The organism is Pseudaestuariivita sp., assembly GCF_052825805.1.
Map to the genome: position 1 here is coordinate 183,911 of NZ_JBRBVB010000003.1, position 21,132 is coordinate 205,042.

The following is a 21,132-nucleotide window of genomic DNA, read 5'->3' on the forward strand; positions in this document are numbered from 1 at the left end:
CCAAATAAACTCCCGCCGGAGGCTCCGACATCAACCCCCAAACAAATCGGTCTGCCCCTTGGGCGCGTCAAGCCCGAGGTGCCGCCACGCCCCCTGCGTCAGCATTCGCCCCCGCGGCGTGCGCTGGATCAGCCCCTGCTGCAGCAGGAACGGCTCAATCACATCTTCCAAAGCATCCCGGCTTTCCGACAGCGCCGCACCTATCGTCTCGATCCCCACCGGCCCGCCACCATAATGCTCGGCCAAAAGCCGCAGGTACCGACGGTCCGCCGAATCGAGCCCCTTATGATCCACGCCCAACCGCGTCAGCGCGTGATCGGCCAGCTCGCGCGTCACCCGTCCGTCGCCATCGACCACGGCAAAATCCACGACACGCCGCAAAAGCCGTCCCGCAATCCGCGGCGTCCCCCGCGCGCGCTGCGCAATCTCCCGAGCGCCCGCGTCATCCGCCGGCACGCCCAAAAGATGCGCGTTGCGCGTCACAATGTCCTGCAGCTCCTCGACCGTATAGAACTGCAGCCGCGTCGGGATCCCGAACCGGTCCCGCAGCGGCGTCGTCAAGAGCCCCAGCCGCGTCGTCGCCCCGACCAGCGTAAAGGGTTGCAGCTCGATCCGCACCGTGCGCGCCGCCGGCCCCTCCCCGATCACGAGGTCCAACTCGTGATCCTCCATCGCCGGATAAAGCACCTCCTCGACCGCCGGGTTCAGCCGGTGAATCTCGTCGATGAAAAGCACGTCCCGCGCCTCGAGGTTTGTCAGGATCGCCGCCAGATCACCCGCCTTGGCCAGCACCGGCCCCGAGGTCATGCGAAACCCGACCCCCAGCTCCTTGGCGATGATCTGCGCCAGCGTCGTCTTGCCCAGCCCCGGCGGGCCATAAAACAACGTGTGATCCATCGCCTCTTCGCGCGCCCGCGCCGACTGGATAAAGACGCGCAGGTTCGCCCGCGCCTCCGCCTGCCCGATAAAGGCACCCAGCTGCTGCGGACGCAGCGCCTTGTCGGTGTCCTCCGGCTGCACTTCGGGGCGCAATGTCGGGTCCGGCTCGCTCATCGCCTACCCTTTCGGCGCGAGGAGTTTCAGCGCACCGCGAATGACCTCCTCTGTCGTCGCGGCACCCTGACCCGCAACCTCCGCCACTGCACCCGCCGCATCACCGGGCGCATACCCAAGGTTCTGCAGGGCCGACAGCGCATCGGCCTGAACCGCGCCAGACGTCGCCGCCGCGGGCGGGTTCCCGGGCGGGCGGGCGGCCGCGCGGGCCGGTTTCTGCGCAGGCTCGTCCTCCAGCACCGCGTCCGCCGCATCGAACGCGCCGCCCGCATGCCCGGCCACAGTGCCAGCCATCGCCATCACGGACGGCGCCTTGTCCTTCAACTCCACCACAACCCGCTGCGCAGTCTTGGGACCGATCCCCTTGGCAGCCCGGATCGCCGTCTGATCGCCCAGCGCAATCGCACGGCCCACACCTTCAGCCCCCAAGGCGCCCAGAATGGCCAGTGACGCCTTCGCGCCGATCCCCTGGACCGACATCAAGAGGCGGTGCCACTCCTTCTCGACCAGCGTGCGAAAGCCGAAGAGCTGCAGCAAATCCTCCCGCACCAGCATATCGGTATAAAGCGCCACTGCCTCGCCGTCCGCCGGCAGGGCGGCCAAGGTCGACTGGCTGCAATGCACCAGATACCCGACCCCGCGCACATCGATCAGCACATGCTCGTCCGTGCGGTAGAGCACCCGGCCCGCGATGCGCCCGATCACGCGCGCAGCCTCGCGCGCGCCGCCGGAGAGGTCACGTGATGCGCATGACAGATCGCAACAGCGAGCGCGTCAGCGGCGTCCGGCCCGGCAATCTCGACCCCCGGCAATTGCAGGCGCACCATGTGATCGACCTGTCGCTTATCCGCATGCCCGACGCCCACCACCGTCTTCTTAACCGCGTTCGGCGCATACTCCCCGACCTCGAGACCGGCGCGCGACGGCACCAGCATCGCGATCCCGCGCGCTTGCCCCAGCTTGAGCGTGCCGGCGCCATCGCGGTTCACGAATGTCTGCTCGACCGCGGCGCCATCTGGCGCATACCTGCGGAGCACGGCGTCCAACTGATCGAACAGGGAGACAAGCCGAGGTCCCAGATCCGCGCCCTCGGAATGGCAAATGCCGTTGGCCACGTGGGTGAGTCGGCTGCCGTGGCTCTCGATCACACCCCACCCGGTGTGCCGCAGCCCCGGATCAATCCCTAAAATCCGCATGATGCCCGCCCTGCCTGTTGCCTTCACGACACGCTTTTTGATGTTCACAAAAACGCTAGCACGAAAGGCGAACACGCGCCAAGTCCCTGGCGCGACAACCAAATGCGACAGCGGCAATTCCAGCAGCGACCAGGCGCCTCGGACCACGTTCCAAGTGCGACTTCAATCGCTCAAAAACGACACGCTGAAGTTCACGATTTTGTCACACTTTTCAGAGTGTTAGTGGTACCTCGAGGCATGCCGAAACTGCATAACAGCCATGCGATTTCCACGCTTGTTCGGCGCAAATTCCACTCCTAGGTCCGGGTCATCGAACAACATGCTCACTCCAGCAAAAGGACAACGGATATGGCAGCTCTCGATTTTCACCGCGCCCCGCACACCACCGGCTCCGTTGGTGGCTTTTTCGCCAACACCCTCGCGAATTTCCGCAGCTGGAACGATGCCCGCGCAACGCGCAAGGCGCTCTCGCAACTCTCCAACCACGAGCTCGACGACATCGGCCTCGTGCGCGGCGACATCGACGACATGCGCTACCAGAATCTGATCCGCTGATCAGACGTTAAATCTCCCTGGGCCAGCCGGGCCTCTCCCTCCCGGCGGCCACATCAAAAACCCCCGCAGGATGCCGCCTGCGGGGGTTTTTTGTGTCCGGTCAGCCTGGGGAAAGTCTGTCCGGTAAAGTCCATGGCCGGGAAACGATGCCTGTTCAGCGGAAGAGCGGGCGGAGCTGAAGTCCGACGAATTCGGTCGCGGGGTCCACCTGCATGAACCAGGCGCCAAAGGATTCGATCGACGTGCTTTGCGCCAGCGCGTCCACGCGCGCCTCGTAGCTGGCCGGGCCAAGCGCGGCAAAGACCACCGCCTTGAACGTCAGGAAGCCGAGGAGGAGCAGCATGATGCCTTTGATCGGGACGTGCAGGCGGAAGACCGGGCGCATCTCGATGAGGCCATCGGGGTGCACGACGTTGCGGTAACCACGTGCGAGTTTGCGGTGCTTGCGCTCCAGGCCATTGAGGCGGGCATCAAAGCTTTGAAAACTGTCAGCCATGTCAGGCTCCAACGTTGGCCCCCACCAGCGTTGAAGGCAGGATTAGTCCTGAAATGTGGCGAAAATCGGGCAAATGGGGCGAAATTTCACAAAGTTGGGTCGAAAATCAGCCTGGGCGTTGCAGCGTTAGGGTCGACCAGTCGCCAATCACGATGTGATCCACCGCATTGTATCCAGCCTCGCGATAATGCGCCGTCACCTCGTCCGCCTGCTCGTTCAGAAGCCCGGACAGAATCGCATGCCCGGCCGGGGCAGTGGCGGCAAACATCGGCGCGGCCAGCTCCAGCAGCGGCCCCTTGAGGATGTTGGCAAAGATCAGATCAAAGGGCGCGGCCGCTGCGATCTCGGGATGGTCAAAGCCCGTCGCCTCCAGACAGCGCACCCGGTCCGCGAGGCCGTTGGCCGCGGTGTTCGTCTCGGCCACTTCCACCGCAACTTCGTCGATGTCGCTTGCCAGCACCGTTTCCGGCCAGACGCGCGCCGCCGCCATCGCCAGCACTGCCGTGCCACAGCCGATGTCCGCCACGTTGTGCTTGCGCGCGCCTTGTTCGAGCAGTTGGTCGAGGGCCTGCAGGCAGCCCTGCGTGGTGCCGTGGTGGCCGGTGCCAAACGCCATCGACGCCTCTACCAGCAGCGGCTCGACGCCTTCGGGGACGGTGTCCGCGTCGTGGCTGCCGTAGACGTAGAACCGGCCCGCCCGCACGGGCGAGAGCTCGCGCCGTACATGCGCCACCCAGTCGACGTCCGGCACTTCGGAGACCACGAACGGCTTGGCACCTTGCGAGGCGGCGAGGAGCGCCAGCGCGATATCATCGGGCGCCTCGAGGAAGTACCCCCCGACCTCCCAAAGGCCCGAGCCGTCTTCGAGCTCGAACACACCTACGCCGGTCGGCGCGGGGTCGAGCGCTTCGAGTGCGGCGCCCAACGCCTCGGCCTGCGGCTTGTGCGGGAGCGTCGTCAGAGCGGTAAAGGTCGGCATCAGCGTCTCCGGTAGCGGTTCACGTCCCGGTATCCGCGGCGCGGGCGGGCGTCAATCGTGGCCACGTCCTGCACGCCCAGCCCCTTGACGAAGTGCCAGCCCCAGAACGCCGCCGCGATGCCGACGATCACAGCGACCAGCGCCTGCGCGTAGATCACGCCCACAGCGCCGAACATCAGCGCGCCGAGCGTGCCGACGGGCCATGTGAGCAGCCCGTCGCGCATCCAGGCCACAAACGTCGCGCGCCCCGGCCTGCCCATGGTGTTGAAGGCCGCGTTGGCGACAAAGAGCGTGCCCGCGCAGACAAAGCTGCCCGCCCCGATGGTGACGAAAGCCCAGACGATCTCGGCGGCCTCAGGCGCCAGGGCAAAGCCGCGCACGACGGCGGGGTAGACGGCGACCAGCAGCGCCCAGATCACGCAGGTGTAGCCAAGGCAAAAGACGACAGCGTCTTTGTAGGTCTGGCGCACCCGGTCGAGTTTGCCGGCGCCAAAGTTCTGACCAAAGATGCCGCCCACCGCGCCGGCGAGGGAAAAGATGCCGCCGAAGGCCACGACCGTCAGGCGGTTCACGACGGCCCATGCGGCGACGGCCACATCTCCGAACCCCGCGATGATTGCGGTCAGCAGGTAGTTGGCGACGGGCGGCGACATCTGGGTGAGGATCGCGGGACCTGCGATGGCGGCATAGGGCTTGGCGACCTCGCGCAGGGCAGCGCCCGAGACGGGCGCGAGCGCGGCGTGCACCTTGATCGCAAAGTAAAGCCCGATCCCGCACATCACGCATCGAAAGAGGGTCAGCCCCAGCGCCGCTCCGTCCAGCCCCCAGCCGAGCACGTAGATCAAAAGAGGGTCGAGCAGCACCGCCAACGCGCCCGACGAGAGCGTCACGAACATCGCGCGGGTCCCGTCGCCATGCGCGCGCAGTACCGCAGAGGCGGTCATCCCCGCCATCATGATCGGCAGGGACGGCACCGTGAGGGCGAGATAGCGGGCGGCCAGCTCCGCGGTCTCGCCCGTTGCGCCCACCATCCCAACGAGTTGGTGCCGCGCGGACACCACGCTGAACGCCATCAGCGCCTGCACCAGCACCGACCACAGGAGCGTCGCCGTCGCCTGCTCGCGCGCCTTGGCCTCGTTGCCCTGCCCGATGCTGCGGGAAACCAGCGCCGTGGCGCCGATCATCAACCCGATCCCCGAGGACACCGAAAAGAACTGGATCGCGAAGGCGTAGCCGATCGCGGCGACCAGCGCGGGCTCTCCGAGCTGCGCGATCCAAAAAAGGTTCGCCGCGTCGACGACAAAGACGAAGGTGATGCCGGTGGCGCCTGTGAGCGTCATGCGCACGACGTGGCCCATCGTGGAGCCGGTGAGGAAACGGCCCTCGGCCATGAGCTACTCCGCCGGGGCGGGCACGGGGCGCAAGAGCAGCGTTTCTCGCCCGGGCGCGGGATCGCGCGGGATAAGGAGCGCGGCGGCAAAACTGCAGAACGCAAGGCCCGCCGCCACAAGGAACACCGCCGCCGGCGAGGCCAGCCACAGAAGACCCAGCAGCACTGGCAAGAACACCGCCGCGATGTGGTTGATGGTAAAAGCAACGGCAGCCGTGGGCGCGATGTCCTGCGGATCGGCGATCTTCTGGAAATACGTTTTGAGCGCCAGCGCCATCGAAAAGAGCAGGTGGTCCACCACGTAGAGCACCGCCGCCAGCAGCACGCCCCATCCGAACATGTAAATCCCGCCATAAGCGAGAAACACGAGCACCAGCCCGGCGTATTCAAAGAGGAGCACCCGCCGCTCTCCGAACCGCGCCACGCCATGCCCGATGAAAGGCGCAATCGCCATGTTCGCCACAAGGTTGATGAGGAAAAGGCCGGTGATCTCGTGCACCTCGAACCCGAACTTCTCGACCATCATGAACCCGGCAAACACGATAAAGATCTGCCGCCGCGCGCCCGCCAGAAACTGCAGCACATAGTAAAGCCAGTAGCGTTTGCGCAAAATCATCTGTTTGCGCTGGGGGTGCGGCGCCTCGAACTGCGGGAAGGCCACAAGGCAATAGAACGCGATGAGCAGGCACGCCCCGCCCGAAGCGAGAAAGACCGTGTTGAACGACAGGCCGAGGCTCTCCCACAAAAGCACGATCAGCACATAGGCGATCAGCGTCGCCCCCGAGCCGACAGCCAAGAGGTAGCCCAGCACCTTGGGCGCGCGCTCCTTGCTCAGCCATTGCAGCTGGAGCGACTGGTTGACCGTCTCGTAATAGTGAAACCCGATCGAGGACAGGAGCGTGATCGTCAGGATCCCGCCCATCGACGGGAACCAGGCCGTGACCGCGGTCGCCGCGCCGAGCATCGCGAGCGAGACGAGGCCCAGCACCTGTTCGCGCACGAACAGCAGCACCGCGATCACCCCGATGGCCAGGAACCCCGGGATCTCGCGGATGGTGTGCAAGAGGCCGATGTCCGCGCCGTCGAAATTCGCGGCCTCGATGACAAAGTTGTTGAGCAGCGCCGACCACGTCGCAAAGGCCAGCGGCATGGCGCAGGCGGTCAGGACAAGCAGGGCGATCGGGCGGCGCCACGGCGCAAGCGCCTCGCCTTCGGCAAGGCTGATCGTGTGCAGGTTGGATCCAAGGGGCATGGTCTAGCCCTACGCCTGCCAAACGGATTTGGAAAGGTATGCCGCGATAGGCGCACGCACAAAGTGCTGTGCGCGAAAGCGCGAGGCCCGGTGTGCGGGCAGGTCCGTGGTCGCCGGTTTTGGATGCGCCCGACGGCGCGTGGTTCACGCCACGTGGGACGCACGCCCTTGCACGATGTCGACAAAGCACTGCTGCGCCCAGTCGCCCAGCACTCGAACGATCGGGTCCATCTTGCGCGTTTCGTAAAACACCAGCCACACGTCGCGGGTCACGGGCGGCGTCGCGGCGCGCAGCCGCGCGAGCTGCCGGGAACCCGACACCATCGCTTGCGGCAGGATTACGCCCAGACCCGTGGAGAGTGCGAGCGCGCGGGCGGCCTCGAAACTCGGCACGCGCACGGTCGGCGCATCTGTGAACAGCGCCTGACCGTAGCGCATTTCGGGCGTGTCATCGTGCTCTTTACCCAGCGCGATCCAGCCGTCCTCCTGACTTCCTTCCCGCCGGGCGGCCACGTAAGAGACTTCTGCAATGCGCCGCCCCATGAGCCCGCCCTCCCGTGGGCGCGCGAGGCGCAGCGCCAGGTCGATCTCTCCATCGGCGAGACTGGCCTGACCGGCGTCGGCACTCAGGAACTCCACACGAATACCAGGATTGTCCCGTCGCAGTGCCGGCACGCTGGCAGCAAGATGCGTCAGCAAGAGTGGTGCATCGACCGCGCAGCAGATCGGACGGTCCACGCCCAGTCTGGAGGCACCTGCCGCCTCAAGATCGCTGAGCCCCTGCTCGAAGGCCTCGATGACCTCCACCAGCGCCTCCCCATCGCGCGTCAGGTCCCAGCGCGTCTTCTTCTTGACAAAGAGGACGGTGCCATAAAGCTCGGTGATCCGGTGGATGTGCCGCGACACCGTCGCCGGGTTGGTGTCGAGCGCCTTGGCCGCGGCGGTCATCGACCCGCACCGTGCCAGCGCCATCACGTACCGGTAGTCGTCCCACTTTTGCATGGCGTCCCTCGCGGAAGACGGTCACTTGTTAAACCCCGCGCCTGCCGCTTTCCCATGCGGCACGCGGCTCGGGGCCTTGGGTGGTGTGCAGTCAACAGTTAGCGCAAAAGGTGCCGCAAATCCAACGCGCGTCCAATGGTGCGATTTGGCGCATCCGGAGGGTCGCACTCGCAGAGGGTCACAAAAAGCTCTGCGGGTCGATATCGATCGCCAGCCGCAGCTCTCCGCGCAATCGGAGCGGAGCGATCCAGCGCGCGAGCGCCGCCTGCAGGGGAGCGGCCTTGTCCGCCTTGACGAGCAGCCGAATCCGGTGCCGCCCGCGCACGCGCGCGATAGGCGCAGGCGCCGGGCCGAACACCTGCGCGCCGATCTCGCGCAGCGCGCGGTCGTTGCGCGCCAGCGCCGCACCAGCGTCATGCGCCTCGGCAAGATCGGTGGAGGATAGGATGATCCCGGCGAGCCTGCCAAAGGGCGGGACACCTGCCGCCCGCCGCGCATCCGCCTCCGCTTGCCAGAACGCCTCCTGATCACCGCCGAGAATCGCCCGGATCACGGCGTGGTCCGGCTGGTAGGTCTGCAGCATCGCTGTGCCAGGCGCCTCCGCACGGCCCGCGCGTCCCGCCACCTGTTGCATCAACTGGAACGTGCGCTCCGCCGCTCGCGGGTCCGAGCCATGCAGGCTGAGGTCCGCATCGATGACGCCAACCAGCGTCAGGTTGGGAAAGTTGTGCCCCTTGGCCACCAGCTGCGTGCCGACGATGATGTCCGCCTCGCCGGCCGCAATCGCCTCGATCTCGGCCTTGAGCGCGCGGGCGGAGCCAAAGAGGTCCGATGAGAGCGTCGCCACCCGCGCATCCGGGAACAGCGCCTGCGCCTCCTCCGTCAGCCGCTCGACGCCCGGACCCACCGCCGACAGCCGATCCTCTGCCTCGCAATGGGGACAGACGGTCGGCATGGGACGGCTCTCGCCGCATTGGTGGCAGACGAGACGCTTGAGGAACCGATGCTCCACCATCCGCGCGTCACAGTGATCGCAGCCGATCTGTTGCCCGCAGGCGCGGCAGAGCGTGACGGGCGCGTAGCCCCGGCGGTTGATGAAAAGGAGCGCCTGTTCGGAGCGCTCGAGCCGCGCCGAGACCGCCCGCTGCAGGGCGGGCGAGATCCACCGGCCTCCGGGCAGGCTTTCGGCGCGCATGTCGATGGCCTGCATCTGCGGCAGGACCGCCGGGCCAAATCGCGAGGTCAGCCGCAGGTGCCGGTACTTGCCGTCCTGCGCATTGGCCCAGCTTTCGAGCGAGGGCGTGGCGGAGGCCAGCACCACCCGCGCCCCGCAGATGGAGGCGCGCAGCACGGCCATGTCACGTGCATTGTAGAGGACACCGTCCTCTTGTTTGTAAGAGGTGTCGTGCTCCTCATCGACGACGATTAGCCCCAGTCGCTGGTAGGGCAGAAAGAGCGCCGACCGTGCGCCGACCACGACCTGTGCGTCTCCGGTGGCGACCATCTTCCACACGCGGCGGCGCTCGGTCATGGTCACGCCAGAGTGCCACTCGGCGGGCTTGGCGCCAAAGCGGGCCTCGATCCGGGTGAGGAACTGCTCGGTCAGCGCGATTTCCGGGAGGAGCACCAGCGCTTGCCGGCCCGCCTCGACGGCGGTGGCAACGGCTTCGAGGTAGACTTCGGTCTTCCCCGAGCCCGTCACGCCCTGCAGGAGCGTTGTGCCATAGCGCTCTTCGGCAAAGCCTTGGGACAGCGCTTGCGCCGCCGCCTCCTGATCCGCGGTCAGGTCATGCCCGGACCGTGCCAGATCGAGCCGCGGAAATGGCACGTCGCGCGGCGCGTCCTCCTCGCGAACCGCGCCTTGTGCGACCAGCCCTTTGACGACAGAAGACGAGACGCCTGCCTGATCGGCGAGCTCCTTGAGCGTGAAGGACAGATCGCCATAGGTCGCGAGCGTTTCGAGCACGCGGGTGCGCGCGGCGGTTGCACGGTCGGGCTGACCTTCGCCGCGGCGGTAGACCTTGCGCATCGACGGCGGGTCCCCGAGCCCTGGCGCGCGGGTGGCGAGGCGCAACATCGCCGGAAGCGGTGTCAGCGTGTAGTCGGCGGCGCGCGACAGGAACGTCTGCATCTCCTCGCGCATGGACGGCACGTCGAGCACGCGGATCACGCTGCGCACCTTGGAGACGTCGTAGTCGCCCGCGCCTGCGCCCCAGACGACACCCAGCACCTTGCGCGGGCCTAAGGGCACCTCGACAAAAGCCCCGGCAAAGCAGCCACCCTCCGGCGCGCGGTAGTCCAGCGTCCGCCTCAGCGGCTGGGTCGTCAGGACGGCAACCAGCTCTCCGGTGTTGAAATGCGTGTCCATGGCTCTCGCGTCCGCAAGGCGGGCGCCCGCTTGAGGGTTCAATCCGGCCTCGGGTTGCGCTAACAGTCCCCAACCGCAGCCACGGGGTGTCCCGGGCCGACAGCTATAGGGAATGCCTGACATGAAATTCTTTGTCGATACCGCCGAGATCGATGCGATCGCCGAGCTCAACGACCTGGGCATGGTGGATGGCGTGACCACCAACCCCTCGCTCATCGCCAAGTCGGGCCGCGACATCCTAGAGGTGACCAAGGAGATTTGCGCCCTGGTGGACGGGCCTGTGTCGGCCGAGGTGGTCGCCACCGACGCCGAGACCATGCTGGAGGAAGGCAAGAAGCTTGCCGGCATGGCCGAGAACATCGCGGTGAAAGTGCCGCTCACCTGGGCGGGGCTCAAGACCTGCAAGGCGCTCAGCGATCAGGGCACGATGGTCAACGTCACGCTCTGCTTTTCCGCCAACCAGGCGCTTTTGGCGGCCAAGGCGGGGGCGACGTTCATCTCGCCCTTCATCGGGAGGCTCGACGATCTGAACCTCGACGGGCTCGATCTGATCGCCGACATCCGCACGATCTACGACAATTACGGGTTCGACACGAACATCCTCGCCGCCTCGATCCGGTCGGCCAACCACATGTCCGAATGCGCCAAGATCGGCGCGGACGTGGCGACGGCGCCACCTGCGGTGATCAAGAACATGGCGAACCATCTGCTTACCGACAAGGGTCTCGCCGCGTTTGTGGCGGATGCGGAGAAGGCGCAGATCAAGATCCTGTAACCTGGTCCTGGCTTCGATTTGGGGAGCCTCCGGCGGGAGTTTATTTCGGAAGATGAAGCTGAGGGAGCGCGTTTTCGGAGCCGTTTGTGCGGGCTTCGGCGTCTTGGTTTCGAGCGCGGTGATGGCGGATGTCGTTGTTTCGTTTCGGGATGGGGCGCCGAAGGATCGGTTCGAGGTGGCCAACGTCGGCGACTGTGATCTGGGCGCGGGGCGGCTGGCGCTCGATTTTGCGGGGTCGGCGGGTGGTCTGATCTTTGACGTGACCGATCGGGGCGCGGGCGTTGAGGTGTTTCAGCCGTTCGAGATTGTGGAGGGTGCGGAGTATCTGGACGGGTTCGCCGAGATCGCGGACGGGGATAGCTTTGCGCTGCTGGAGTTCAGCGGAATGCCGGCGGGGGCGCGGTTTGCCTTTACCATCGACGTGGACGACACGGGCGGCGGGCGCGAGATCACCGTCAGCGGCTCCGAGATCGCCGGGGCCACCGCAACCTGGACGCAGGGCGGCATGGACGAGCAGGTCAGCATGGCGACCTTTGGCGCGGACGGCTCGGCGCGGATCGTGCTCCCAGGCTGCGGGACCTGAGACCTCGGCGCCACAGATGGATCAAGTTTCGCCTAAGCAGCGGATCCCGCGCGATAAAGTGTGCTAGGTGGCGGTAATGCCCGAGAGAGGTCTTTATGAACAGCCCCAAGATTGACGACGACATGCGCGCCAAGATCATCGCGCGCCCGGATGTGATCCTCGACGATCAGGACGTGATGCGTGCGCTGATCGACGCCAATGAAAAGTCGATGGGCGGCAATATCGTGGACCTCCGCGGGATTGCGATGGAGCGGCTCGAGGCGCGGCTCGACCGGCTCGAGGACACGCACCGCTCGGTGATTGCCGCGGCCTACGAGAACCTTGCCGGGACCAACCAGGTACACCGCGCCTTGCTGCGGATGCTGGACCCGACGGAGTTCGAGACCTTCCTGCGCGATCTGGGTGGTGAGGTCGCGGACATCCTGCGCGTCGATTGCGTCAAGCTGGTACTCGAGACGAAGGGCGACGGCGAAGGTGTCGTGCAAAGGCTGGGCGAAGTGCTGACGACCGCCGAGCCGGGGTTCATCGATCGTTACCTGACGGCCGGGCGCAACGTGCCGGTGCGGCAGGTCACTCTGCGGCAAGTTCAGGTGGGCGCGGACACTGTGTATGGTGAGGCGGCGGGCTGGATCCGTTCTGAGGCGTGCCTCAAGCTCGACTTCGGGCCCGGGCGTCTGCCGGGGATGCTGGTGATGGGCGCGGAAGATCCGCACCAGTTCACGCCGCAGCAGGGCACGGATTTGCTGGCGTTCTTTGCAGGCGTCTTCGAGCGCGCCATGCGCCGCTGGCTCTCGTGAGCGGCGAAGACACGCTGCTGATCTCCCCGCAAGCGCGGGACGCATTGCAAGACTGGCTGGACGCGCAGAAGGCGCTGAAGGGCGCGTCGGAGAACACACTGATCGCCTATCGTGGGGATGTCGTGGACTTCCTCGCATTTATGACCCGCCACCACGGGGAGCGGTCTGGACTGGGGCCTTTGTCGTCGATCTCGGTGTCCGACATGCGCGCCTGGATGGCGGCGACAAGGTCCGAGGATGTGTCGTCGCGCTCGCTGGCGCGCAAGCTGTCGGCGGTGAAATCCTTTTACCGTTGGCTCGCCGAGCGCCATGGGTTCGAGCCGACGGCTGTGCTGGCCGCGCGCTCGCCAAGGTTCCGCAAGAAACTGCCCCGTCCGCTCGACGTCGACGCGGCACGGGCGATGATTGACACGGTGCTGCTGCAATCCACGACCGACTGGGTGAACACCCGGGACATGGCCGTGCTGACGCTGCTCTACGGCTGCGGGCTGCGGATTTCGGAGGCGCTGAGCCTGAAAGGCGCGGATGCGCCGCTGGGCACGTCGCTGCGCATTCTGGGCAAGGGTCAGAAAGAGCGGCTGGTGCCGGTTCTGCCTGCCGCGCAGCAGGCGGTGGAGCAGTATCTGCGCGCCTGTCCGCATCCAAAGGAGGCGGAGGGTCCGCTCTTTCGCGGAGTGCGTGGTGGGGCGCTGTCACCGCGCGCGGTGCAGCAGGCCATGGCCAAGGCGCGGGCGCAGCTCGGCCTGCCGGCCTCGGCAACCCCGCATGCGCTGCGCCACAGCTTTGCGACGCACCTGCTGAATGCCGGGGGGGACTTGCGGAGCATCCAGGAGCTGCTCGGCCACGCCTCCCTCTCGACGACGCAAGCCTACACGGCGGTGGACACTGCGCGGCTGATGGAGGTCTATGCGCGGGCGCACCCGAAGGGTGGCGGGTAGCGTAGTTGCCTTTGCCGTGCTCACGCCAAAGTGACGCAGGCTTGATCCCAAAGGTGCGACATTCTGTGCCACCAACATCCGGCAATCGCCAATCAGACTTAGGGACAAAAGAATGCGCCTCACTTTCATCGCCATCCTGACCATGACCGTTTCGGCGGCGCTGGCAGACAGCCACTCGGACAAATGCCTTGTCGACGCGACCGACGCGTTCGACCTGAGCGGCGCCGAGGTCGAGACACTTTACGCCTGCATGGAGGGCAAGATGCTCGCAGGGTACACAAAAGGTGACAGCGAGATCGCAGCCGCCTACCGCAGCTGGACCAACAGCGCGACGCGCCCGGCGGTTGCGGGCGCGCATGGCGAGCGGTTCCTGCAGACCTTTGCCAACGACATCGCTGCGGAGCAGTACCTCAAGTTCGAGGACGAGGGCGTCGTGATGCCCGCAGGCTCGATCCTCGCCAAGGAAAGCATCAAGCTCGGCAAAGAAGGCAAACCCGCCCGCGTCGGTCCGCTCTTCATCATGGAAAAGCTCGAGGCCGGCGGCGCGCCTGATACCGGCGACTGGTTCTATTCCGGCGTGCAGCCAAACGGGAAGCCGCTGAAGATCAAGCAGTCGTTCTGCCACAACTGCCACGTCGGCTGGGAAGACAGCGACATGCTCGCCTACCCGGTCGAGGAGGTGCGCGTCAGCATGAATTGAGTGGCGGATGTGACCGGAGTGGGGTTGGTGTGACCGACCTTGTTCTGACGCTGCACAAGACTTAACCGCACCGCCGGAGTGTTTTGGGCATCATCGGTGCGGACAATTCAGAGGCCAGGAGTAACCCGCTTAGATCAAAACACCCGCCTGACAGGAACCGTCAGGCCGCGCCGTCCCGCCCCCGTCAAACCAAAGGTTTGCCTTCGGCAAAACGGGCGGCGCGAATTGCGCCACCCCGCGGGACGACGCGTGAACGACTGTCTTGCTTACCCGTGCTTCAACTCAAACCGGGTTAACCAAACCCGTCACCACACCCTCGACACACACACCGCCCCCCCCCGTTTCCCTTTGCATCCCCGCGTGGCATCGGCCATGACGGTGCGATGAATATCCGCCTCCAAGCCCTCGCCGTACACTGGTTCACCGCCACTGGCGCCGTCTTTGCCATGCTCGCGATGCTGGCTGCGACCGAGGCCAAGTGGGACGTGATGTTCCTGTGGCTCGTCGTGGCCTTCATCGTCGACGGGTTCGACGGCCCGATGGCGCGCAAGACCGACGTCAAGACCAACGCACCGCGCTTTGACGGGGTGCTGCTCGACCTGATCATCGACTACCTTACGTATGTGTTCATCCCGGCCTATGCGCTCTTTGCGTCGGGCCTCCTGCCGGGCTGGACCGGCTGGATCGCAATCATCATCATCACGTTCGCCTCGGCGCTCTATTTCGCCGATACCGGGATGAAGACAAAAGACAACTCCTTTTCCGGGTTTCCGGGCTGCTGGAACATGCTGGTGATCGTGCTCTTTGCAACCGAGCCGAATTTCTGGATCACGCTGGCCATCGTAACGGCGTTGGCGGTGGCGATGTTCCTGCCGATCAAGTTCATCCACCCGGTCCGCACCGAGCGCTGGCGCGCGGTGTCGCTGCCGGTGGCTCTGGCCTGGACTGGGTTTGCCGGCTGGGCGGCCTGGGTGGATTTCCACCCCGAAAGCTGGGCGCTCTGGGGGCTGGTGGTGACGTCGGTCTACCTCGCGCTCGCGGGGGCCGTGCAGCAGGTCCTCGGGGACCGCGGCTAAGGTGCAGGACGCCCTGCCCCGGGCCAACCCCGCGCTGGCCGCCGCCCTGACGGTGCTCGCCTCCGCGCTGGTCGCAGGCACCACACTTTTGGCCAAGGCGCTGGGACAGGACAGCCTCGGCCCGGCCTTGCACCCCTTCCAGATCACGTTCGGCAGGTTTGCCTTTGCGCTGATCGCGCTCCTCTGCGCGGCGGCGGTGGTGCGTGCCAGGCTGATGCCGACCAACCTGCCGATGCACGGGCTGCGCGTCGCGCTGGGCTTTACCGGCGTGACGCTGATGTTCGCAGCTGCCGCGCGCATCCCGCTGGCGGACGCGACGGCGATCAGCTTTCTCAACCCGGTGTTCGGGATGATCGCGGCGGTGCTGTTCCTGCGGGAGACGTCGGGCCCCTGGCGCTGGGGCGCGGCCTGCGTGGCGCTGATCGGCGCGATGATCCTTCTGCGGCCCACCGGCGCGGCGGTCGAGCTCGGCGCGCTCCTCGCGCTCGGCGCAGCGGTGGCGCTCGGCCTCGAGCTTGCGGTGATCAAGACGCTGAGCCGGTCGAATGGCGCCTTCCAGGTCCTCATCGCCAGCAACACGATCGGCACCGCCTTTGCCGTCATCGCCGTCCTCGGCGTCTGGAGCGCGCCCACGCCCGCGCAATGGGCAGCGCTCGCGGGGATCGGGGCCCTGATGATCAGCGCGCAGGCGTGCTTCATCAACGCCGTCATGCGCGCCGACGCCAGTTTCACCGCACCGTTCTGGTACGCTACGCTGATCTTTGCCGCGCTCTACGACCTGGTGATCTTTGGCGTGCGCCCGGACGCCGTCTCACTGATCGGGATCACCGTGATCCTCGCCGGAGGGCTGACGCTGGCCTGGCGCGAGGGACGCGCGGCGCGCACCTTGTAACTTCGGTTCGGAAGTTTAAAATAGGGCACAACGCACTTCAAAAGCGGTCCGCCCAAAGGGCCGCTTTTTCAATTGAGGACGAACCGCATGTCGTGGACCGACGAACGTGTTGAGCTGCTGAAAAAGATGTGGGGCGAGGGCCAGTCTGCCAGCCAGATCGCCAAGGAGCTCGGCGGCGTCACGCGCAACGCGGTGATCGGCAAGGTCCACCGGCTGGGCCTCTCGAACCGCACTGCGCCGGCGGCGGCTGGCAAGTCCGACGCCAAGGCGGAGGCCAAAACCAAGGCCGAGGCCAAACCGGCCGAGGCGCCCGAGGCAGCTGCTGCCGAGCCGGACCCGGCGCCCGCGCCCAAGCCGCCCGTCCCGCAGCGCCCCAAGATCATCAGCGCCGGCACGCCCCTGCCGCCGCAGCCCAGCGCGAACGAGATCAGCCCCGAAGCGCTCGCGAAGGTGAGCGAGGTCGAGAAAAAGGCCAAGAAGCTGACCCTGATGGAGCTGACCGAGCGGACTTGCAAATGGCCCGTGGGCGATCCGGCGACCGACGATTTCTGGTTCTGCGGCTTGCCCGTGAAACCAGGCAAACCCTACTGCGAGGCGCATGTGGGCGTTGCCTTCCAACCGCTCTCGGCCCGGCGTGACCGCCGCCGCTGACGCGTACCGGATGTCCCGCGTAAGGTGGGCAAAGCTGCCCACCCTACGGAGCCGGCCATGAGCACCAACCCGCCCGATCTGCGCCCCGACCTTGCCCGCGCCGAGATCCAGAGCGCCCGCCGCGACGGCCAGCCAACGCTGGGCATGGTCTCCCTCGGCTGTCCCAAGGCGCTGGTCGACAGCGAACGCATCCTCACCCGCCTCCGCGCCGAGGGCTACGGCATCTCCCCGGACTACGCGGGCGCGGACGCGGTCATCGTGAACACCTGCGGGTTTCTCGACAGCGCGAAGGCGGAAAGCCTCGACGCCATCGGTGAAGCGCTCTCCGAAAACGGGCGCGTCATCGTGACCGGCTGCCTCGGCGCCGAGCCCGAGTACATCACCGGCGCGCACCCCAAGGTCCTCGCCGTGACCGGCCCGCACCAATACGAGCAAGTCCTCGACGCAGTGCACGCCGCAGTGCCGCCCACGCCCGATCCCTTTGTCGATCTCTTGCCCGCCACCGGCGTCTCGCTCACGCCAAGGCACTACAGCTATCTGAAAATCTCCGAGGGCTGCAATCACGCCTGCAAGTTCTGCATCATCCCCGACATGCGGGGAAAACTTGCCTCCCGCCCGCACCGCGCGGTCATGCGCGAGGCCGAAAAGCTGGTCGAGGCAGGCGTGCAGGAGCTGCTGGTCATCAGCCAGGACACCTCCGCCTACGGCACCGACTGGAAGGACCGGGAGAGCAAGGCGCCGATCCTCGATCTGGCGCGTGATCTCGGCAGCCTCGGGGCGTGGGTGCGGATGCACTACGTCTACCCCTACCCGCATGTGCGCGAGCTGATCCCGATGATGGCCGAGGGCGGCATCCTGCCCTACCTCGACATCCCCTTCCAGCACGCCCACCCCGACACTTTGAAGCGGATGGCGCGCCCCGCGGCGGCGGCCAAGACGCTTGACGAGATCGCCGCTTGGCGCGCGACCTGCCCGGACATCACCCTCCGCTCGACCTTCATCGTCGGCTACCCGGGCGAGACCGAAGCCGAGTTCCAGACGCTCCTAGATTGGCTGGATGAGGCGCAGCTCGACCGAGTGGGGTGCTTTCAGTACGAGAACGTCGCGGGCGCCCGCTCGAACGCGCTGCCGGACCACGTCCCCGCAGCGGTCAAGCAGGACCGCTGGGAGCGGTTCATGGCCAAGGCGCAAGCGATCTCGGAGGCCAAGCTTGCGGCCAAGGTCGGCCAGACGCTCGATGTGATCGTGGACAGCGTCGAGGACGACGGCGCCACCTGCCGCACCAAGGGCGACGCGCCGGAGATCGACGGCAATCTCTTTATCGACGAAGGGTTCGAGGCGTTGCAGCCCGGTCAGATCGTGTCCGTGACCATAGATGAGGCGGGCGAATACGACCTTTGGGGGCGGCTCTAACTGAACCCATCGCCGAGTGATAGGAATCACGGGCATTCACGCGCCGTCCCGCGGGGTGGCGCATCGCGCCGCCCGTTTTGCCAGAGGCAAACCTTCGGTTTGACGGGGGCGGGTCGGCGCGGCCTGACAGTGCCTGTCAGGCGGGTGCTATGATGTAGACGCAGTTCATTTCGTCAAAGGGTATCCACTTATCGCCGCCCCCGCCAATGTGTCGGCACGAGAATCAACGCGCCGATGGAGGCGGCGATGGCCTGCACTCCGGGCGGGCCGAAGCGAATTCCGAACATGAGCGCCACAAAGTAAAAGAGAAACGCGCCGCCGACTGCGATGATGATCGAGGGTAGGTAGCCGTTGCGGGTGAAGCCGGACTTTTCAGAGACGTAGCCGACGATGCCCGCGATGACGACGGTGCCGATCAGGGTTGGGAACATGTCACTCTCCGAGCTGGGTGCCGGCCGGGACTTGCCAGCCGCGCAAGGCTTCAGTAGCGGGCACCGGTTTCTTGCCGGGCCGTTGCACTTCGGACAGCCGTACAGCGCCTTTGCCGCAGGCGATCGTGAGGACGTCGTCCAGTGTTTGGCCCGCGGTGCCTGACCCCCGGGCCAGTTCCGAGCGCAGGAGCTTGACCCGTTCACCGTGGATCAGCGTCCAGGCTCCGGGAGCTGGCGAGAGGCCGCGGATCTGGCGGTCCACCGTGTGAGCGTCCTCGGCCCAGTTGATCATGGCCTCGGCCTTATCGATCTTGGCGGCATAGGTCACGCCGTCTTCGGGCTGCGGCTGCGGCGTAAGCGTCTCGAGTTGCGCAAGCGCATCCACGATGGCGGACGCGCCAAGCGCAGACAGGCGGTCGTGCAGGTCGCCCGTGGTCTCGGTTGCACCGATGGACAGACGATGCTCGGTGAGCACGGGGCCGGTGTCGAGCCCGGCCTTCATTTGCATGACGCACACGCCTGTCTCCGTGTCACCAGCAAGGATCGCGCGGTGAATGGGCGCGGCCCCCCGCCAGCGTGGCAGCAGCGAGGCGTGGATGTTGAGGCAGCCGTGGACTGGCGCGTCCAGCACCGCTTGCGGCAGGATCAAACCGTAGGCGACGACAACTGCGACGTCTGCCTTCAGCTCGGCAAAGGCCGTCTGCTCTTCGTCCGAGCGGAGGGAAACAGGGTGCCGGACTGGAAGGCCCAGCGCCTCCGCACGAGCCTGAACGGGGGTCGGCCTCGGCTTTTTACCGCGTCCAGCGGGCCGGGGCGGTTGGCAATAGACACAAGCGATCTCGTGGCCGGCCTCCACCAGCGCGTCGAGGACGGGTACGGAAAAGGCGGGCGATCCCATGAAGACAAGGCGCATTGGTGCTCTCCTATCCGGGGCGATGGGTGCGAGCACCCATCCTACAGAGGCCGCGCGAAATCGTAGGATGGGTGCTCGCACCCATCTACGCTGCGCCTTGTGATTTGCGGACCTTGCGCAGGAACATGTCGCGTTTCACGCGGCTGAGATTGTCGAAGTACATGCGCCCGTTCAGGTGGTCGATCTGGTGCTGGACGGAGGTGGCCCAGAGCCCCTCGAACTCGCGCCGATCGAGCATCCCGTGCGCGTTGAGATACCGCACGAGCACCTTGCGCGGGCGTTTGAGTCTGGCCGAATGGCCGGGCAGGTTGGGCGAGGCTTCGGTGTGGGGGCGCAGCTCGGCGCTGGCATCGATGATCTCGGGATTGGCCATGCGGACCGCTTGACCGCGCGCCTCGGAGGCGTCGACGACCGCAAGGCGCAGCATCACACCAATCTGCGGCGCGCCAAGGCCGACGCCGGGCATCGCCTCCATCGTATCGACCATGTCGTCCCAGATCGCCTTGATCTCGTCCGTGACGGCCTCGACGGGATCGCAGACAGTCTGCAGGCGCTTGTCGGGCCAGGGCACAAAGGGGCGGATCATGCGGCAGCCTTGTCGAGGATGAGGATGCCGTCCAAATGGTCGATCTCGTGCTGGACGCAGGCGCTGGCGAAGCCGTCGAACCTTGCGGTGTGTTCAGTCCCCGCCAGGTCCTGCCACGTCAGATCGACCCAGGCCGGGCGGGTGACTCGGACAGGCTGGTCGGGGATCGAGAGGCAGCCCTCCTCGCGTGTTGCGGTCTCTGTCGAGGCCGCGATCACGCGTGGATTGACGAAGACTTGCGGCGCCGGCGCCTCCTCTTTCCAGGCCGTGTCCATGACGAAGAGGCGCAGCGTCTCGCCGACTTGCGGCGCGGCAAGACCGCGGCCTTGGGCGGCGTACATCGTGCGGAGCATGTCGACCGCGAGACGGCCGAGCGCGCCATCGAAGGTGGTCACGGGCGTGCAAACCTCACGCAGCACCTCCGCCGGATGCAGCACCACGGGACGCAAGGAGGCACCCATCTCAGGACGCCTCCCGGGCTTTCTCCCGTTTGAGCTTTTGCATCTTGCGGGTGATCATCTGGCGCTTGAGCGGGCGCAGGTAGTCGAGAAAGAGCTTGCCCTCGAGGTGGTCGATCTCGTGCTGGATGCAGGTCGCCCAGAGGCCGTCGAATTCCTCCTCGCGCGGGGTGCCGTCGAGGTCGAGCCAGCCGACCTTGACCACCTTGGGGCGGGTCACGTCGGCAAAGTGGTCGGGGATCGAGAGGCACCCTTCCTCGTAGACGTTGGTCTCGTCCGATGCCTGCAGCACCTCGGGATTGACCATGGCGATGGGGCGGGCGGGGCCGTCTTCCTCGGACTTGACGCAATCGACGACGATGAGCCGGCTCAATACACCTACCTGCGGTGCGGCCAGCCCGACACCGGGCGCGGCATACATCGTCTCGAGCATGTCGGCGGCCAGCACCCGCACCTCGTCCGAGATGTCGTCGAGCGGCGCGCAGGTCTTTTTCAGACGCGGATCGGGGTGCAGCAGGATCGGGCGTTTCATGGCGCACATCTAATCAGACGACCCGTGGCGCGCAACTGCTCGCGCAGGACGCGGGACTTGCACCTTGCGCGCGGGCTTGGCAGGACTCGCGCAGCG

At 66.3% G+C, this 21,132-nt stretch carries 24 protein-coding genes; 10 read left to right on the forward strand and 14 right to left on the reverse strand.

Features of this window, described 5'->3' with window-relative positions; translation table 11 throughout:
• Positions 1-30 precede the first annotated feature (30 nt).
• Genes ruvB through ruvC form a run of 3 tightly spaced genes read right to left on the reverse strand, consistent with a single transcriptional unit; the run spans position 31 to position 2,249 of the window.
• A complete protein-coding gene (gene ruvB / locus ACU0B3_RS05255; RefSeq protein ID WP_446259775.1) occupies positions 31-1,053 on the reverse strand; it encodes a Holliday junction branch migration DNA helicase RuvB in 1,023 nt (340 codons plus the stop codon).
• A 3-nt stretch (positions 1,054-1,056) separates the two neighbouring features.
• The gene (ruvA, locus tag ACU0B3_RS05260; protein WP_446259776.1) at positions 1,057-1,758 is read right to left on the reverse strand and encodes a Holliday junction branch migration protein RuvA; all 702 of its coding nucleotides are present in this window, start codon (positions 1,756-1,758) and stop codon (positions 1,057-1,059) included.
• A complete protein-coding gene (ruvC, locus tag ACU0B3_RS05265; protein WP_446259777.1) occupies positions 1,755-2,249 on the reverse strand; it encodes a crossover junction endodeoxyribonuclease RuvC in 495 nt (164 codons plus the stop codon). The genes ruvA and ruvC overlap by 4 nt, the downstream gene beginning before the upstream one ends.
• A gap of 348 nt (positions 2,250-2,597) precedes the next feature.
• Between ruvC and ACU0B3_RS05270 the strand changes: the two genes are divergently transcribed.
• Complete coding sequence (locus tag ACU0B3_RS05270; RefSeq protein WP_446259778.1) at positions 2,598-2,804, forward strand: DUF1127 domain-containing protein; 207 nt, start codon at positions 2,598-2,600, stop codon at positions 2,802-2,804.
• Between the two features lie 154 nt (positions 2,805-2,958).
• On the opposite strand, the gene ACU0B3_RS05275 is transcribed toward ACU0B3_RS05270, so the two are convergent.
• The 6 genes from ACU0B3_RS05275 to ACU0B3_RS05300 all read right to left on the reverse strand — a co-directional run bounded on the left by ACU0B3_RS05275 (position 2,959) and on the right by ACU0B3_RS05300 (position 10,291).
• A complete protein-coding gene (locus ACU0B3_RS05275) occupies positions 2,959-3,300 on the reverse strand; it encodes a hypothetical protein (RefSeq protein ID WP_446259779.1) in 342 nt (113 codons plus the stop codon).
• A gap of 106 nt (positions 3,301-3,406) precedes the next feature.
• Positions 3,407-4,279, reverse strand: coding sequence for a 50S ribosomal protein L11 methyltransferase (locus ACU0B3_RS05280; protein WP_446259780.1), 873 nt, complete (start codon positions 4,277-4,279; stop codon positions 3,407-3,409).
• Positions 4,279-5,670 carry an MATE family efflux transporter gene (locus tag ACU0B3_RS05285; RefSeq protein ID WP_446259781.1) on the reverse strand — a complete coding sequence of 464 codons (1,392 nt, stop codon included), beginning with the start codon at positions 5,668-5,670 and terminating at the stop codon, positions 4,279-4,281. The genes ACU0B3_RS05280 and ACU0B3_RS05285 overlap by 1 nt, the downstream gene beginning before the upstream one ends.
• 3 nt (positions 5,671-5,673) lie before the next feature.
• On the reverse strand, positions 5,674-6,921 hold the full coding sequence (locus ACU0B3_RS05290) for an MFS transporter (protein WP_446259782.1): 1,248 nt from the start codon (positions 6,919-6,921) through the stop codon (positions 5,674-5,676).
• Positions 6,922-7,065: 144 nt separating this feature from the next.
• A complete protein-coding gene (locus ACU0B3_RS05295; RefSeq protein ID WP_446259783.1) occupies positions 7,066-7,923 on the reverse strand; it encodes a LysR family transcriptional regulator in 858 nt (285 codons plus the stop codon).
• Between the two features lie 178 nt (positions 7,924-8,101).
• Positions 8,102-10,291 carry a primosomal protein N' gene (locus tag ACU0B3_RS05300; protein ID WP_446259784.1) on the reverse strand — a complete coding sequence of 730 codons (2,190 nt, stop codon included), beginning with the start codon at positions 10,289-10,291 and terminating at the stop codon, positions 8,102-8,104.
• A 121-nt stretch (positions 10,292-10,412) separates the two neighbouring features.
• On the opposite strand from ACU0B3_RS05300, the gene fsa reads away from it, so the two are divergent.
• The 9 genes from fsa (at position 10,413) to rimO (ending at position 18,116) form a co-directional block, all read left to right on the forward strand.
• The gene (gene fsa / locus ACU0B3_RS05305; RefSeq protein WP_446259785.1) at positions 10,413-11,066 is read left to right on the forward strand and encodes a fructose-6-phosphate aldolase; all 654 of its coding nucleotides are present in this window, start codon (positions 10,413-10,415) and stop codon (positions 11,064-11,066) included.
• A 121-nt stretch (positions 11,067-11,187) separates the two neighbouring features.
• Positions 11,188-11,649, forward strand: a complete 462-nt coding sequence (locus ACU0B3_RS05310; protein WP_446259786.1) for an aggregation factor core — start codon at positions 11,188-11,190, stop codon at positions 11,647-11,649.
• A 95-nt stretch (positions 11,650-11,744) separates the two neighbouring features.
• Positions 11,745-12,446, forward strand: a complete 702-nt coding sequence (locus tag ACU0B3_RS05315; RefSeq protein ID WP_446259787.1) for a DUF484 family protein — start codon at positions 11,745-11,747, stop codon at positions 12,444-12,446.
• Positions 12,443-13,384 carry a tyrosine recombinase XerC gene (locus tag ACU0B3_RS05320; protein WP_446259788.1) on the forward strand — a complete coding sequence of 314 codons (942 nt, stop codon included), beginning with the start codon at positions 12,443-12,445 and terminating at the stop codon, positions 13,382-13,384. The genes ACU0B3_RS05315 and ACU0B3_RS05320 overlap by 4 nt, the downstream gene beginning before the upstream one ends.
• A gap of 112 nt (positions 13,385-13,496) precedes the next feature.
• Positions 13,497-14,084 carry a cytochrome P460 family protein gene (locus tag ACU0B3_RS05325; RefSeq protein WP_446259789.1) on the forward strand — a complete coding sequence of 196 codons (588 nt, stop codon included), beginning with the start codon at positions 13,497-13,499 and terminating at the stop codon, positions 14,082-14,084.
• Positions 14,085-14,467: 383 nt separating this feature from the next.
• Entirely contained in the window at positions 14,468-15,160 is a 693-nt protein-coding gene (locus ACU0B3_RS05330; RefSeq protein WP_446259790.1) for a CDP-alcohol phosphatidyltransferase family protein, read from the forward strand.
• A 1-nt stretch (position 15,161) separates the two neighbouring features.
• Positions 15,162-16,052, forward strand: coding sequence for a DMT family transporter (locus ACU0B3_RS05335; protein WP_446259791.1), 891 nt, complete (start codon positions 15,162-15,164; stop codon positions 16,050-16,052).
• An 87-nt stretch (positions 16,053-16,139) separates the two neighbouring features.
• Positions 16,140-16,703: a GcrA family cell cycle regulator gene (locus ACU0B3_RS05340; RefSeq protein WP_446259792.1), complete on the forward strand. Its 564-nt coding sequence runs from the start codon at positions 16,140-16,142 to the stop codon at positions 16,701-16,703.
• 57 nt (positions 16,704-16,760) lie between these two features.
• Positions 16,761-18,116: a 30S ribosomal protein S12 methylthiotransferase RimO gene (rimO, locus tag ACU0B3_RS05345; RefSeq protein WP_446259793.1), complete on the forward strand. Its 1,356-nt coding sequence runs from the start codon at positions 16,761-16,763 to the stop codon at positions 18,114-18,116.
• A gap of 188 nt (positions 18,117-18,304) precedes the next feature.
• On the opposite strand, the gene ACU0B3_RS05350 is transcribed toward rimO, so the two are convergent.
• From ACU0B3_RS05350 to def (ACU0B3_RS05370), 5 genes are all read right to left on the reverse strand, one after another.
• Entirely contained in the window at positions 18,305-18,547 is a 243-nt protein-coding gene (locus ACU0B3_RS05350; protein ID WP_446259794.1) for a hypothetical protein, read from the reverse strand.
• Position 18,548: 1 nt separating this feature from the next.
• Complete coding sequence (fmt, locus tag ACU0B3_RS05355; protein WP_446259795.1) at positions 18,549-19,460, reverse strand: methionyl-tRNA formyltransferase; 912 nt, start codon at positions 19,458-19,460, stop codon at positions 18,549-18,551.
• A gap of 85 nt (positions 19,461-19,545) precedes the next feature.
• The gene (gene def, locus ACU0B3_RS05360; protein ID WP_446259796.1) at positions 19,546-20,046 is read right to left on the reverse strand and encodes a peptide deformylase; all 501 of its coding nucleotides are present in this window, start codon (positions 20,044-20,046) and stop codon (positions 19,546-19,548) included.
• Positions 20,043-20,507 (reverse strand): peptide deformylase, encoded by a 465-nt coding sequence (gene def / locus ACU0B3_RS05365; RefSeq protein ID WP_446259797.1) that lies wholly within the window; start codon positions 20,505-20,507, stop codon positions 20,043-20,045. Before def (ACU0B3_RS05365) ends, def (ACU0B3_RS05360) begins: the two co-directional genes overlap by 4 nt.
• Position 20,508: 1 nt before the next feature.
• Positions 20,509-21,036, reverse strand: coding sequence for a peptide deformylase (gene def, locus ACU0B3_RS05370; RefSeq protein ID WP_446259798.1), 528 nt, complete (start codon positions 21,034-21,036; stop codon positions 20,509-20,511).
• Positions 21,037-21,132 lie beyond the last annotated feature (96 nt).